Source organism: Macrococcus sp. 19Msa1099, from assembly GCA_019357535.2.
GTDB classification, from domain to species: Bacteria; Bacillota; Bacilli; order Staphylococcales; family Staphylococcaceae; genus Macrococcoides; species Macrococcoides psychrotolerans.
Window position 1 is genome coordinate 1,707,379 of sequence record CP079955.1, and the last position, 15,208, is coordinate 1,722,586.

The following is a 15,208-nucleotide window of genomic DNA, read 5'->3' on the forward strand; positions in this document are numbered from 1 at the left end:
GAATGCTACTTTTTCGTTGTTTCTTTAATTGATTTCTTAATACTCTGCTTCGTTACAGGACGCTCTAATTTGTGGTCGACCCAGAATAAAAATACCGCTACAGCAATAATGCCGAGTAACGGTAATATATCAAAACCACTTTCAATGACATGCATCACATACATCACGATAAGCAGTGCGGTTATTCCAATAATCGCAAATTTGAATTTCATAATTGTTCCTCATTTCTAGAGAAAATCATATATCGTTAGATTTTCGTACACTTTATTTTTTATATTCCCTACCTGAACCCCGACTAAACGGATTTCTTCATTTTCTAGCTTTAAATCTGTATAGAGCAAAACAGCTGTTGCATATATCTTATCTGCCTGATCAGTAAAATCGAGCAGCTTCGTCTGCTTCGTATGGCTTTCAAAGTCGCTTGTCTTAATCTTTACCGTTATCGTATCAGTCACTTTATTCATGCTTTGAAGCTTCGCTGCGACTTTCTCCGTCTGCTCATTCATTACGCGTAAAATATAGGATTCATCATTCTTATCATGCGCAAATGTTGTCTCCTTACCGATTGACTTGCGTTCACGTTCGACCTCTATAATATCAGTGCCAATACCACGTGCTTTGTTATATAAGCTTGACCCTTTCTTGCCGAACTGTTCAATAAGTTCAATCTCGGATAACTGACGTAAGTCTTTGCCAGTTGCTATCTTTAGCTTATGCATCTTCTGTTCAGTCACTTTACCGACACCCGGAAACTCACCAATCGGCAACGCATCTAATATTTGCTGCACGTTATTATAATGGATGACGGTTAATCCGTTCGGCTTATTCATACCGGAAGCGATTTTAGCCAGAAACTTATTATAAGAAACACCCGCACTGCACGTCAAATGTGTTGCCTCATATACATCACGTTTAATAGACGCGGCAATTTGGCTGGCACCAAGATCCGGACGTACGAGATGCGTGATATCGAGGTATGCCTCATCTAACGATAACGGCTGCACAATATCCGTGTAACTCTTGAAGACATTCATAATTTGCTGTGACACAGACTTGTACACATCAAACCGAGGACTCACATAATAACCATCTGGACATAACTGATATGCGCGAGACGTCGGCATCGCGCTATGCACACCAAACTTCCTCGCCTCATAACTCGCTGTCGCCACAACGCCACGATTACGACTCTTACCACCAACGATAACAGGCTTACCTTTAAGTTCAGGATTATCCCGCTGTTCCACCTGCGCATAGAACGCATCCATATCGATGTGAATGATTCTTTTCATAATATCAACTCTTTAATCTACTAATATATTTATTATATTCGTTAAAGTATCTATATGACAAATGCTTTGAATATATATTTTTCTTTATCACTAGTGCATTCAAATATTTATTTAATTCTTTCAATCAATATAAAACGTATAGTCAAATGACTATACGTTTTATATTATTTCGTTAATTTCACAACACACTCAACATGCTTGGAGTTGAATTGATAGCTATCAACCTTATCGTTTAAATCTCTTTTTTTATTGAGGCTCGTACTTGGAAACATATCCAAGATTGGCTGTCGTTTGTGGGAACATATCAATAAACTTAAACTAAAGTTCTATTTTGGCAAACAGAATTCCATGATCGGGCTCACCAACAGGTATTATTAATTCTTGTTTGCCAAATTTATCAATAACGTCTAGTCGATAATGCTTAGCAAAATTCGAGTCATATTGTTCAACTGTGCATCGACTAATATTTTTACAGATTATATGATCGTTTTTAATGTACCCATCAAATTGTCCATTAAAATATGCCAATCCCCACGAATGATTAGTAGGTGTTGTACGAATAAAATCGCTACCCAATAAATTATCCAAGACATTTAAATTCCACTCTGCTATTGGGGTATTATCACGTAGGTTATTGAAATCACCTAATATAACTATAGGATTTGAGATTTCTTTGACCCATTTCATTACGGTTTCCATTTCGATTCGACGGGAATCATAATCAACTTTTAACTCTTTAATTCTAATACCTAGGATAGTTACGAGGTTATTGTCAATGATAACATCAATTCTTAAATTTTCCGGAATACTATCCCAGTCTATACAACAAGTGCTATTTGGTTCGTCTGGATATGCTTTGAAATAAGATATAGATTCTACCCTAATTCCTTTATCCCTAATGGCAATAAAAATATCATTTGCGTATTTAAAAGAATAATTAGTAGTGACGTAATAAAATCCCATGCATTCCATTCTTGTATAAAATTCATTAATATTTTCTGCACGGCAGTTAAATTCTGTTAGGATAATAATATTAATATCATCCGGAACCTTATCTAATATCCATAAGGGTATTGTTTTCCCTGTTCTACCCCTTTGGTTTATATTCCACTCCATTATTTTAACTTCCATTCTCTACGATTCCTCCCTAAGTTTTTATCATCCCTTATAAATACTCTATTATTTCAAGATTCTTGCAGTCTATTTTTTATTAGAAGCCATACAGAGAAACATATCGAAGGTTGGCTCTAGTTAGTGGAACATACTAATAATTTAGTAAACGCAATGCACTTATGTCAGCACTGTTCTCGTGACAGATATTGTATAGCTAAAGCAATTAATGATAAGCACCGATTAAAAAGATAGTCGTAATAACGGATATCAGTGATATCAATTTTATTAGTTTCATGATGACGTATGCGATATTTATTTCCAATGTCCGTCAAGGCCTTAAATTCAGCACTAAATAAATCTACAAAACCATCATTCCCGTTTGCCATATCATTCACTATTTTTTCTGATGAACGTTTCTTATCTAATGTTGTATAATAAGTTTTTAAGCGTTCTAATGCATCCCATATCTTTTCGACTGAATCTTGCCGAGCTGCAGGGTTTGGTGTTTTATATAATGCAACGGCATCTTTCAACAACTCTCTTGTGCCTTGCTCATGTACCGATGTAAAAGAATTTTCTATTTCTGTTGTAAGTGGGCTGTTCTCAACAATTCTTTCAATAATCTTTTCGTCCGTAAGTTCATATAGCAGCCCAGACTCAGAGAATATTTCATTTATTGTCTCTTGAAAATTTGCAAATACATCTGAAGAATTAAGACAATCTATCGTTTGGTAGTTTCGGTATCTGTCATTATTCCATCGTTCTGAGATATCCTCAATATTTTGTGCAAAAAATTCAATAAGGTCCAAAAGTGCATACTGGTCGTATTCATCTTCATATTGCGGTGTGCAAATCCTGTCATAATCATCCCGAAAGAGAGATGGTATTCTTATTTTAATTCTAGTTGTAAATCCTTTTTCATCAAATGCAACATAGTCGCTATCTGTAAAGTCGTGATGACAATTTAGAGTGAAAATATGTGTTAAATTTTTTTGATATCTTTTGCAGCAATCTAAAAGCAACGAATACATATCTCTATTAATAGAATATGTCTTTTCCTGTGGTGCTCTTATACCATGTCTTTCAGAGTATAATTTCATAAGTCATCTCCTCATAAATTTGTTTTTATATATTAAGCCACTAAAAGAACCAGTATTGACTTAAAATCTACCTATTCGCATACCATAAAAAATGTTCAAACTTACATCTTCTAAATAGAATTTTAAACATCTTTGCTTGATCCAAACATAAAATTCTTATCTATGCACCAACATTGGATTTATATGTAAATATACGTCATGCACAAAATCATATGAGAGTGGGGTAACTGGTTCCTAATGCATACTATTCTTATTTCTGAAATAGGGCATCAATCTCTAATTGGCATTCTGTTGCTTGATCTTTTCTCTAATTAGATTTTTAAACTCAAATAATTCTTCTGACTTAATATAATAACCTAAATTAGTCATTACAGATGTTCTGCTAATTACCTTTTGTTGTGTAGGTATATCAACAACCGATATCTCTCCATTAGCATTCATCGTTGGGCCAGCATATAAAATACCTAAAAATATTATTCTTCTAGCACCTAAATAAGTATTACCTTTTTTATCAGAATAGCCATTTTCATTTAAGATGTAAATTGGTGATCCAGATGATCCTGGAAAAGCGGCAATGTCTGCTAGTCCTATTCCTTTTGTGTTAAAATCGTACGCTGGGTGAGACGCTGTATATCCTTTTCTAAAAATCGGATAATTGTTTTTACTGTCCCATAACCCAATAGGATATCCAATCATTACAATTTCTTCTAAAGCACTCAATTCCATTAGTTTTACTTTATTAGGAATCAAGCTTTCTTCATTAGCTACATAAAATACTTGTTTTCCTGTTCGCTTCCTTACTTCCTCAAATATTGGGTTAATAAATGTGAAGCACATATCTTTTTCAGAATGAAAAAACCACTCTGTTTGTAATGTAATAGCATAGTTTTCCGTGGTTGTCCCATCTTCTTCACTCAAATGTAAAAAGAACTTTACGGTTTCATTTCTATTGCAATTTACAACATGTTTATTTGTAATAAGAACAGGTATAGTAAGTTCACCCTCCTTAAAATTAAAGAAAAATCCAGTTCCTGAGGAACCATCATGAGCTTCTATCCTTACAGTATTAAACATTAGTTGCTCTGTCAGACTAATTGGTTTCATATCACAGCTCCTCTTCATTTAGTAGTATTTGGTATAATTGTTCCTTTACTCATTACCTGTCTTTATTTCATTGCCATCGGGCAGAATGAAAGTCTGCTCAAATTTAATATCCAAAACATCAGCTATGGTTTTCAATTCATCCAAGGTTACAGTTTCACGTTTTAATTTCTTATTAAAATTCTGTGGAGTCTGACCAATACGTCTAGCAAGTTCGGAAACACTTATATTCATTTGCTCACACAGTTCTTTAATCATTTCTGCCGTAGTCATACAGCACCTCCAAGTTTACGCTAAGAATATTATAAACCGTTTGGTTGATAAATACAATAGTTATTAAAATATTATTATAATCAGCAAGCAAAAGAAAACCCACAACTCTACTTCAGAGTCATGGGCTATTTACTTCTGGTTTTCATATTTCAATTTCAATACCAGATTTAAAGGATATGACGAAGTGTTCTTCATAGACTGTGACATTCTCGATTATCTTCCTTACAAGCTTATCATCGTACTCTAAGGTACGGAATTTGTTCTTGCGGATAAATTCAATCAGCTCATTGATTCGCTCGTTCTCGCCACTGAGGGAGGCATCTTCTACTAAAAGGAGCTGTCGCTTGTCTCTCAGCTCATCAATCTCATCTGCTAGATGTTCATAATCTTGACCCTTATTAGCCAGCTTGATGAGTTCTTTTTGCTTTTCCTCCAGTAAGTTGTTAATCTCTGAAATTTGGTATTCTGTCGTTTCACCAATCACCGCATGAATATTTTCTTCCAGTGTCTTTATTATATTGTTGCCACCTGCAAGCAGTTTATTAATTGCAGTCATTACAGCATCATAGAGTTCATCTTCTTTTACGGTTCGGTTCTTACATATCTCAGGACCCTGCTCGATTCTAGTCACACATCGCCAGACAAATTCTTTTCTGCCATGAATATTCCAATAGGTTCTCCTATAAATATCGCCACAATCTCCACAGAAGGTGATGGCACTTAAAGCGTACTTGCTACTATAAATTCGTTTGTTCTTGCCTGCTCCCGTGTAGATATTGCTTCTTCGATGAATTTCCTCCTGAACTTGCAAGTATAATTCTTTGGGAATGATCGATTCATGGCTATTTTCAACATAATATTGGGGAACATGCCCTTCATTTTTCACTCGTTTTTTGGTCAGAAAATCTACTGTGACAGTCTTTTGCAGAAGGGCATCTCCGATGTATTTTTCGTTTTGAAGGATCTTCTTAACTGATTCTGGTCGCCATCTTGGTTTTCCCGCTGCTGTTAAAATACCATCCTTTTCAAGGGCTCGACCAATGCCCACTAGACTCTGACCTTCAAGGTATTCTCGGTAGATGCGTTTGATAATCTCAGCTTCTTCGGGAACAATGATTAAATTTCCATCTTCATCTTTGGTGTAGCCCATAAATCGCTTATGGTTGACCTGCACCTTTCCTTGTTGGTATCGGTACTGTAGCCCAAGTTTAACGTTTTGTGAAAGGCTTTGGCTTTCCTGTTGTGCCAAAGATGCCATAATAGTCAGCAAAACCTCACCTTTGGCATCCATGGTGTTGATGTTCTCTTTTTCAAAATAAACGGATATGTTCTTATCCTTGAGCTGTCTAATATATTGAAGGCAGTCTAGGGTGTTACGTGCAAATCGGCTGATGGATTTAGTAATAACCATGTCGATGTTACCATCCATACACTCTGCAATCATACGATTAAATTCGTCACGCTTTTTAGTGTTTGTACCGGAGATACCATCATCTGCAAAGATGCCAGCAAACTCCCATTCATTATTTTTCTTTATAAACTCTGTATAGTGTGCGACCTGAACCTCATAGCTAGAATTTTGTTCTTCTGCTTCTGTAGAAACACGGCAATAGGCAGCAACACGAAGTTTCTTTATCTTTTCTTTTGCGGCTGTACTTCCTACTCTTTTACGAGCAGGAATAACCATTATATTTTTCTCTGTCACTTTATTCCTCGCTTTCTATCAGACTGTATAAGTATTCTGCTCGTTCAAAAGGATCCACTGGCATCTTATTATCTGCCTTTCTCATTTTAAATCGTTCTTTGGGAGGGGGAGAGGTGAAAGCGGCAAGCTCTACCACTCGTCCTAAATCCTTTGCACGCTTATCTCTAACTTCTTCAGCTTTATCAAATATCTCTTTATCAATGATTGCTGGATACGTATCATTTCCAAGGTAGTTGACGTTTTTCAAAATGCGTCCCATCACAGAGTGTGTCTTATCTATACCTGCTTGTTCGCCAGCCACTGTAAGGGATAGTCCTGATATGTATTTCTCAAAGAATACCTTTACTTGACCTGCTGCCTTTTCATCGACAGTAACCACTCCGTCTTGAATTTTGTATCCATATGGAATATATGCCATTTATCTCACCACCTTTTCTTTCAGGGAAAGACCGCATTTCAAATTGAATGTCAGCTCATCCCTGGAGTTTATAATGATGTTCTCTACAAATTCTTCAAATAATTCTTCCGTGTAATCACCATTAAAATTATCTGCTGACACGTAATCAATGAGGTCCTTTATATCGTTTGCTCGCAAAACCCCACTCGCGGAATTTGATACAAGGTTTGTTTTTTCAGTTGAAAGATTTTTCATCTCACTATCTAAAACATTTCGTTCCTGATTAAAAAGAGCTGGCTCAAGGAAACCTTTGGCCATCAGTGTAATAAGGGTGTTGCGTTCTTCCATGAGTTGCTCCATTCGCTTATCAATAGCAACCATTCTTTCACGGTCGCTTTGCTCATCAATGTGGCTAATTGATTTGAAAAGTGGTTCTAGGATTAGTTTGTTACTGAAAGCAAGTTTATTCATCATGGTGGTAAATGTGGCTTTGATTTCCCCATCTCGCAGAAACAACATGGAACAGCTCTCTTTGTCTTCGATATGACCAATGCAACTCCAAGCAATGTAACTCCTACCAGCTGAGTAGTTTGTCTTTCTCCTAAAATTGCGACCACACTCTCCACAGACAATCTTGCCACTTAAAGCATATCGATTAAGATAAACGTTCTTTTTCATACCTTTATTTCTCGTCTTAGCTCTCTCATCAATGATGTCTTGCACCTTAGCAAAGTCTTCTCTACTTATAATAGGTTCATGATCGTCCTTGTAGTGATACTGATCTTTTCCCCCTGTATTCGGATGGCGATTGTAGTTACTATCGGTGTAAGTCTTTTGTAGTAGGACATCACCCATATATTTTTCGTTTCGAAGCATGTCTATCACCGTGCCTGCACTCCAGTGATTACCTCTTCTTGCAGGGATTTTGTCTTTGTTCAAGCCTCTGGCTATAGTACTGCTACCTTTGCCAGATAGGAACTGGGAAAAAATACGTCTTATGATTTCAGCCTCCTCTGGAACTATAAACATCTCACCATCCACCTTGGAATATCCAAAAGGTGGCGTACCGACATAACTGCCATTTTGAAATCTCTTTTGAATAGACCATTGGCTATTTTGTGAAATAGATGCAGACTCTTCTGCAGCAAATCCAGAAAGGATAGAAAGCATCAGCTCACTTTCCATATCACCCGTATTTAGATTCTCTTTTTCAAAATAAATGTAAATACCGATATCAATCAGCTTTCTTACTAACTCTAGGCAATCTACTGTATTACGAGCAAAGCGGCTGATTGATTTGGTGATAATAAAATCTATCCGACCTTGCTTACAATCTCGTATCATGCGGAGCAGTTCAGTCCGTTTCTCCATCTTGGTGCCGGAGATCCCTTCGTCATAATAAAGACCAGCAAACGCCCATTCTGGATTAGACTTAATATATCGCTCATAGTGTTCTCGCTGTGCCTTAAGGCTTTCAAGCTGTTCATCACTATCGGTTGATACCCTCGCATAAGCGGCGACCCTAAGTTTCGTAGTAGGTAGTTGTCCCTGGGGCAGTTCATCTATTTTTGTTATCTTTTTCATCATCTCACCTCGCTTTCGCCCATTACATACATCACTCTAAAAGCTATTAATAGCAAGCTTTTTAGGACATAATATCGGCTAAACGGGGAGAGAATTTCTGCCTGTTTAGGGCTGATATTTTGTGTAATTCATCCACTGTGATTTTGCCTTCTTTATATAGGTTTGCGACAATGCTCTCTGCTATATGAAAGTCATATTCCTTTTGTAATTCTTCCTCTGTCATCTGCTCGGTCTTGCCCTTTAAAGGACAGCCGTCTTTTACTTCATAAATGTTCATAGAAAAACACCTCCTACCTAGTAGCCATGGCAGGAGGTGAAATCTGATGATTTCTTTAATCTTTTTGATAAAAGTCACATTCATAGCCATCGGCATCAAGGAGCAGCCCTTTTGCCCAAGGTGGCACTTGACTCATCTGTTTACATACTTCAGTAACAGATATTTGAGGATCGGCTTCAATAATGACTTCATCATGGACATGAGCCACAATACGATAAGTACTAAGCATCTTCATTGAATACATCAAAATATCACGGGAGATGGCTTGAACAATATTCTCTACAAACTTAGGACCGTAACTTTCAAGACGCTCCCATTTCTTTGTTCCACCTACTCCTTCATAGGTAACAGACTCACCACCAAACTGATTCTCACCAATTCGAGGTTTTACATAGGCGAGCCTTCTGCCAGAGGGAAGAACGATAAAAAGCATGCCACTAAAACAATGAAACTCGATGCCATGGGTTTCTTGTGATTTGTTTTCCTTCACGCATTGTTTAGCCGCCCGATCTACATCCCACCAGAACTGTGTGATGTTGGGATTAGACATTCTCCAGGCATTCACAAGCGGTTTTAACTCTTCCTCTTCAAGTCCCATTTCTAATGCACCCATGGCTTTTAGCGCACCAACAGAACCACCATATCCAAGTGCCAGTTCCGCAATTTTACCCTTCTGTCTCAAGTGACCGTTCACACCATGCTTTTCAACGGGAACTTTAAACATCTGAGAGGCAGATGCACAGTAGATATCGCCACCACTAGCAAATACCTTTGTTCGCCATGCTTCGCCTGCAAGCCATGAAAGCACACGAGCCTCAATTGCTGAGAAGTCTGCGACAATAAACTTATGACCAACTCTAGGTACAAAGGCTGTACGAATCAGTTGTGAGAGGGTATCTGGTATATCTTCATAGAGCAGTTCTAGTGTTTCAACATTACCATTTCTGACGATGTTTCGTGCCTCTTTTAAGTCTGGCATATGGTTTTGAGGGAGGTTTTGCAATTGCACAAGCCTTCCGGCAAAGCGTCCGGTCCTGTTAGCACCATAAAATTGAAACATCCCTCTGGCACGAGAATCACTACAGACCGCATTTTCCATTGCTGTATATTTCTTTACCGAGGATTTTGCCAGTTGCTGACGAAGTGAAAGAACTTCATTTAGTTCACCATCGGTTTCCTTAAGTTTCTCAGCGACAGCTTTTTTACCGAGAGTCTCCATCTCTAGACAGTTATCCGAAAGCCAGCCTTTCATCTGTTGTACGGAGTTTGGGTTATCGAGTTCTGTGATTTCCTTTATATCGGACATCAGTTTGTTGCGAGAAATCTCATCCATAGCAATTGCTTGATTTACAAAATCCATATCCACCTTTATACCACGGTCGTTGATTTCTTGGTCGAGATGATACTCTTCCCAGATATCTTCTGGCACTGGAAACTTAATCAATCTTTGTTGTATCTGTATTTCTGCCTCCACATCACGTTTGTTATATACTTTAAACTGCTGCCATTTATCGATTTCATCAGTGGATAGGTTACGGGTTCTACCACCATTTATTTTTGTTGGAGTACATGGAAGACAAAAATATCGTATCAGGTCTTTACCCTCCGTTAGCTTCTGTTTCTCAAGTCCTAGCACTGCACCTACACCTTCTAAAGAAAGAGGAAGCCCCATATAGGCAGACCAAACCATGGAGCATTTCCATGAGTGAGGATTTAGATAAGTTCCAGTAGAATTGCCCAAATAACGTGAAAGGCATACTCGTTCAAACTGAGCATTAAATGCCCACTTCGTAATGGTTTCATCGGTTAATGCATCTAGGATTTCTTTTGGAATCTTTTCTCCATTCATCAAATCAACGACCTTAACTTCACCACCATCAACCGCATAACCAAACAGCATCACCTCAAAATCATCTGCTTGTACGTAACGATAAACACCACTCTTTTGTAGGTTGGTAGATGAATAGGTTTCAATATCAATTTCTAAGTTCTTCATAGTGGTCTCCTTCCTAAATGAAAAAAGGTGACAGAGGGAAGACCTCCACCACCGTCAAGTTTTCTATTCCTTTTAGGCAAGGAAGTCATCATCGACAAGAGTCGTAAAATCATCTACTGCAGAAGACTTACCACCCAGAGGTTCTCCGTCTCTAATTTTTTGAATGTTACCAAGACCACAAGCTACACCTTTATTACCATTTGAGTTGAAGGCATAGAAGTTAAGTGAAACCCTGCCATAACAACCGCTGTACACTTCACTGCGATCCATGATCGGCTTAACACTTTTGTCTACAATCTGTGGCGCTGTCTTGCTATTTGCATTGATGAAGTAATGGCCTTTATAAGCCTCATCATCACGCTCTACATCTCCATCACGCAACGGTAGTTTAATGGCTGCCTTATTGGGTTTCTTACCACCAAACTTTGCGATACCTTCCTCAATAGCTGCATCAACCGCTGCATGGATGGCATTAATGGTTTCCTTATCTTCCTTTGGAATAAGGACGGATACACTGTACTTTTCCGCACCACCATTAATGGATACAGGCTCCCAACCGTGGAAGAGTGTAAATATTTTCTGACTTTTTGACAGCAATTCTATCAACTCACCATTGTTTTGCCAATCATCTTATCAACTCACCACATCAACAATTATTTCGGCTGATATTTTTTTATTTCATCATTCTTGGATAACTTCCCTCAAAGCAAAAATCCGTGATTATCCTTCCGTTTCAAAACCGGACCTCAAACCACGGAAAGCCTTTATTTACTTATCTTATTACACTCTTATTAATCCACCCTTGACATCAATACTACCGTCTCAACGTGCGGTGTTTGCGGGAATAAGTCCACCGGCTTTACGTATTCTAATTTATAGCCTGCATCTGCAAACTTACGGCAGTCACGTGCGCATGTTCCTGGATTACAGCTGACATAGACGATTGTTTTAGGGCTTTGATTAATTAATGTCTGAATAAAGTCATCATCTAATCCTTTACGTGGTGGATCTACGACTGCGACGTCAAACTTCACGCCTTGTTCGCTCCACTTCGGTAAGATTTCATCTGCTGAACCTGTTTCAAAGTGAACGTTATCAATACCGTTCATCTTCGCGTTCTGCTTCGCCATTTTAATCGATTCATGCACGATTTCCATCGCATAGACTTGTTCTGCATGCTGTGCGAGTGCGAGCGAGATTGTTCCTATACCACAATATGCATCGAGTACCGTTTCATGTCCTTTTAAGTTTGCCGCTTCAAGGGCAAGGTTATATAATGCTTCTGCTTGTGGTGTATTCACCTGGAAGAATGAGTTCGGTGATACTCTGAATTCTAGTCCTAACATCTTATCTGTATAATACGGCGTTCCGTGTAATACTGTATTGTTACGTCCAAGAATTACGTTACCTTCTTGATTGTTGAAGTTTAATACAACGCTTTCAACGTTATCGATTGTGTTCACGATATCATGTGTAATCGATTCAATGTTTTGCAGACGTTTTTTATTCGTTACTAATATGATCATTAGTTGACCTGTATAATGACCTCGTTTCACGACGATATGGCGGATTTCTCCGTTATGGTTGCGCTCGTTATAAGGTACGATATCGTATTTGCGCAGAATATCTCTTACTTTCACAATCGCTTCATCGATTGCTTTATGCTGAATATAGAAATTCTCTACAGGGACGAGCTGATGACTGTTCTTTCTGAAGAATCCAGTTTCAACATTGCCGTTTACTGAACGTACTGGGATTTGCGCTTTATTACGGTATTCGTATGGGTAATCCATTCCGACTGTTTCCCATACTTTTACTTTTTTAAATTTCCCTAATCGTATAAATGCACTTTCAACGAGATGCTGCTTAAACTTAAGCTGTGCATCATATGACATGTGCTGCAGCGTCATCGTACCTACTTGTCTACCGATAATATCTTTCTCTTCAACACGGTCAGTGCTTTTTGTTAATACATTCTCAAGTCTTGCAAATCCAAATGTTTTACCGACTTTCATAACTTTGATCGAAACTTCTTCGCCAGGTAATGCCCCTTCAACGAAGAACGGATAATCGTCAATCTTTACAACGCCCGCACCTTCATGTGTTAAATCTACGACTGTTCCAGTAAGTATTTCATTCTTGTTAAATTTAATTTGTTTCATAATTGCTCCTATAGTTTATTTGTACAAAGTGACTGTTATTGATTGCTTCCCTGGTAGTTCCATATCTCGTTTCTTGTATAAGATCGATGCTATACGCCAGTTCATAGAGTAAATCCATATTATAGCTCGGGAATCCAGAGGCAGTAGCCTTATTATCCTTCAATATGAACGGTTTGTCTATCTTATTAAAATAAGAGACACTCCATTCGCCCCATTTCTTGAGTACTTTTCTACTCCACTGTTATCTTATAGGAAAATTTGATGTGCGTAAAAGGTTATATATAACATAATGAGGGTAATATAAACCATCATATTTGAAGGAGTTTTGTTATGTATCTTGATCTAAAAGGTAAGGTCGCAATAGTCACTGGTGGAGCATCAGGTATAGGACGCGCTACAGCTTTACGTTATGCACAAGAAGGCATCAATGTTGTTATCAATTATCATTCTAGAGAAGGTGAAGCACAAGCATTAATCGAAGCACTTCAGTCATATGGTGTTGAGGCACTGATGATTCAAGGAGACACAACCAGTAAGAATGATATGGAACATCTCGTAAAGGAGACAATCAAACACTTCGGTGAATTCCATATCTTTGTTAATAATGCAGGCATCCAGTCCGACGTTCCAAGTCATACGATGTCGATAGAAACATTCGATAAAGTAATCGATGTGAATTTACGCGGAACTTTCATTGGGTGTCAATTAGCCTTACGTCACTTTATGGAAAATAAATATAAAGGTACGATCATCAATATATCAAGCGTCCATGAAATTATACCATGGCCACATTATGCGCATTACTGTGCAAGTAAAGGCGGTGTAAAACTACTTACACAAAGTCTCGCTCTCGAATATGCACGTGTACAGATCCGCGTTAATAACATTGCACCTGGCAGTATCAATACACCAATTAATGCAGAGAATTTCAAGACAGAACAAGATAAGAAAGATGCAGATTTATTTGTGCCGATGGGGTATGTTGCAGAACCTGAAGAAATCGCAAGTGTCGCTGCATTTCTAGCAAGTAAGGAAAGTAAATATATTACCGGCCAGACGATTGTAGCAGATGGTGGTCTGAGTCTATATCCATCTCATCGAAACTTTGAACATGATGCACTGCTCGATGAATTTACTGATGAGATTAATGTGAAGACAAAATAAAATGATTACAAGATAATATTTAATCCTATATCGATAACTATCTAAACGGCGGAACAAAAGTGTTCTGCCTCTCCATTTTAATCACGTACTACTTTCGTCATTTCACGATATTCTTCTTCTATCTCAATCTTCTTCTCTGTATTCAGCTGTTCTAATAAACTAAAGACATTAATATGACGTTCAAGATTAATAAAGTGAGCTGGTAATATACCTCCAAATTCGCCATCGACATTTAACTGCACCTTATCAAATGACGATACTTTTATGTCTTTAGCTTTAACATAACGTACTTTAGGATGCTTAATATGTTCACCTCTTGAAGCAAGCGTAAATATATGTCCGAACTCCGCAAAGTTCACTTTCTCTAATATTAATAACGTAAAGTAGCCATCATTAATCGATGCATCCGGCACGAGCTTCTCAAAGCCACCTACCGAATTTGTAAGGCCTATAAGAAACATCATCGCTTCTCCGCTGTATACTTCACCATCATATTCGATACGTACATCACTTGCTTTAATTTCTGGGAGCATCTCTAATCCTTTAACATAATAAGCAAGCGGTCCCAGTACTGTCTTCAGTCGGCTCGGCGCCTCATAGCTCACTTCCGTAATCTTTCCGCCTCCAGCGATATTAATAAAATAGCGATTATTCATTTTACCGACATCTACTGATACTGTCTGCCCACTGACAATCACATCAACCGCTTCATCGATATCTTTTGGGATGAGTAACGCACGACCAAAGTCATTCACGGTTCCCATCGGTATAATACCGATGTCTGGTCGATAGTCTTTTTCTGCGATACCGTTAATCACCTCATTAATCGTACCGTCTCCACCTGCTGCAATTACCAAGTCAAACTTATCTTCCACTGCACGTTCTGCAGCAGCTGTTGCATCACCTGCACTCTTTGTTGCATAAGCGCTTGTTTCATATCCTGCATCTTCTAACTTAATTAATACATCGGGTAATGCTTTTTTGAATAGCTCTCTACCGGATGTTGGATTATAGATAATTCTGGCACGTTTTCTCACGTACACT

15 protein-coding genes are annotated in these 15,208 nt (G+C 38.1%); 1 reads left to right on the forward strand and 14 read right to left on the reverse strand.

Annotated elements, in window-relative coordinates; genetic code table 11:
- Nucleotides 1-5: 5 nt before the first annotated feature.
- The 13 genes from KYI10_09080 to rlmD form a co-directional block, all read right to left on the reverse strand.
- Nucleotides 6-212 carry a hypothetical protein gene (locus KYI10_09080; protein ID QYA32493.1) on the reverse strand — a complete coding sequence of 69 codons (207 nt, stop codon included), beginning with the start codon at nucleotides 210-212 and terminating at the stop codon, nucleotides 6-8.
- 15 nt (nucleotides 213-227) lie between these two features.
- Complete coding sequence (dinB, locus tag KYI10_09085; protein QYA32494.1) at nucleotides 228-1,292, reverse strand: DNA polymerase IV; 1,065 nt, start codon at nucleotides 1,290-1,292, stop codon at nucleotides 228-230.
- A 318-nt stretch (nucleotides 1,293-1,610) separates the two neighbouring features.
- Nucleotides 1,611-2,423 (reverse strand): hypothetical protein, encoded by an 813-nt coding sequence (locus KYI10_09090; protein QYA32495.1) that lies wholly within the window; start codon nucleotides 2,421-2,423, stop codon nucleotides 1,611-1,613.
- A 164-nt stretch (nucleotides 2,424-2,587) separates the two neighbouring features.
- Entirely contained in the window at nucleotides 2,588-3,505 is a 918-nt protein-coding gene (locus tag KYI10_09095; protein ID QYA32496.1) for a hypothetical protein, read from the reverse strand.
- Between the two features lie 276 nt (nucleotides 3,506-3,781).
- Complete coding sequence (locus KYI10_09100) at nucleotides 3,782-4,609, reverse strand: serine protease (protein QYA32497.1); 828 nt, start codon at nucleotides 4,607-4,609, stop codon at nucleotides 3,782-3,784.
- A gap of 45 nt (nucleotides 4,610-4,654) precedes the next feature.
- Entirely contained in the window at nucleotides 4,655-4,879 is a 225-nt protein-coding gene (locus tag KYI10_09105) for a helix-turn-helix transcriptional regulator (GenBank protein ID QYA32498.1), read from the reverse strand.
- 142 nt (nucleotides 4,880-5,021) lie between these two features.
- Nucleotides 5,022-6,566 (reverse strand): recombinase family protein, encoded by a 1,545-nt coding sequence (locus KYI10_09110; protein QYA33951.1) that lies wholly within the window; start codon nucleotides 6,564-6,566, stop codon nucleotides 5,022-5,024.
- Nucleotides 6,567-6,585: 19 nt separating this feature from the next.
- Complete coding sequence (locus KYI10_09115) at nucleotides 6,586-7,002, reverse strand: recombinase (protein ID QYA32499.1); 417 nt, start codon at nucleotides 7,000-7,002, stop codon at nucleotides 6,586-6,588.
- Nucleotides 7,003-8,568: a recombinase family protein gene (locus tag KYI10_09120; protein ID QYA32500.2), complete on the reverse strand. Its 1,566-nt coding sequence runs from the start codon at nucleotides 8,566-8,568 to the stop codon at nucleotides 7,003-7,005.
- A 58-nt stretch (nucleotides 8,569-8,626) separates the two neighbouring features.
- A complete protein-coding gene (locus tag KYI10_09125) occupies nucleotides 8,627-8,842 on the reverse strand; it encodes an SHOCT domain-containing protein (protein ID QYA32501.1) in 216 nt (71 codons plus the stop codon).
- 55 nt (nucleotides 8,843-8,897) lie between these two features.
- Entirely contained in the window at nucleotides 8,898-10,838 is a 1,941-nt protein-coding gene (locus KYI10_09130) for a DNA polymerase (protein QYA32502.1), read from the reverse strand.
- 72 nt (nucleotides 10,839-10,910) lie between these two features.
- Nucleotides 10,911-11,444 carry a DUF2815 family protein gene (locus KYI10_09135; GenBank protein QYA32503.1) on the reverse strand — a complete coding sequence of 178 codons (534 nt, stop codon included), beginning with the start codon at nucleotides 11,442-11,444 and terminating at the stop codon, nucleotides 10,911-10,913.
- 185 nt (nucleotides 11,445-11,629) lie between these two features.
- Nucleotides 11,630-13,000 carry a 23S rRNA (uracil(1939)-C(5))-methyltransferase RlmD gene (gene rlmD, locus KYI10_09140; GenBank protein QYA32504.1) on the reverse strand — a complete coding sequence of 457 codons (1,371 nt, stop codon included), beginning with the start codon at nucleotides 12,998-13,000 and terminating at the stop codon, nucleotides 11,630-11,632.
- Between the two features lie 330 nt (nucleotides 13,001-13,330).
- Between rlmD and KYI10_09145 the strand changes: the two genes are divergently transcribed.
- Nucleotides 13,331-14,164 (forward strand): glucose 1-dehydrogenase, encoded by an 834-nt coding sequence (locus KYI10_09145; protein QYA32505.1) that lies wholly within the window; start codon nucleotides 13,331-13,333, stop codon nucleotides 14,162-14,164.
- A gap of 77 nt (nucleotides 14,165-14,241) precedes the next feature.
- Here the strand turns inward: KYI10_09145 and KYI10_09150 are convergent, their stop codons facing one another.
- On the reverse strand, nucleotides 14,242-15,201 hold the full coding sequence (locus KYI10_09150; protein QYA32506.1) for a diacylglycerol kinase: 960 nt from the start codon (nucleotides 15,199-15,201) through the stop codon (nucleotides 14,242-14,244).
- Nucleotides 15,202-15,208: the final 7 nt, after the last annotated feature.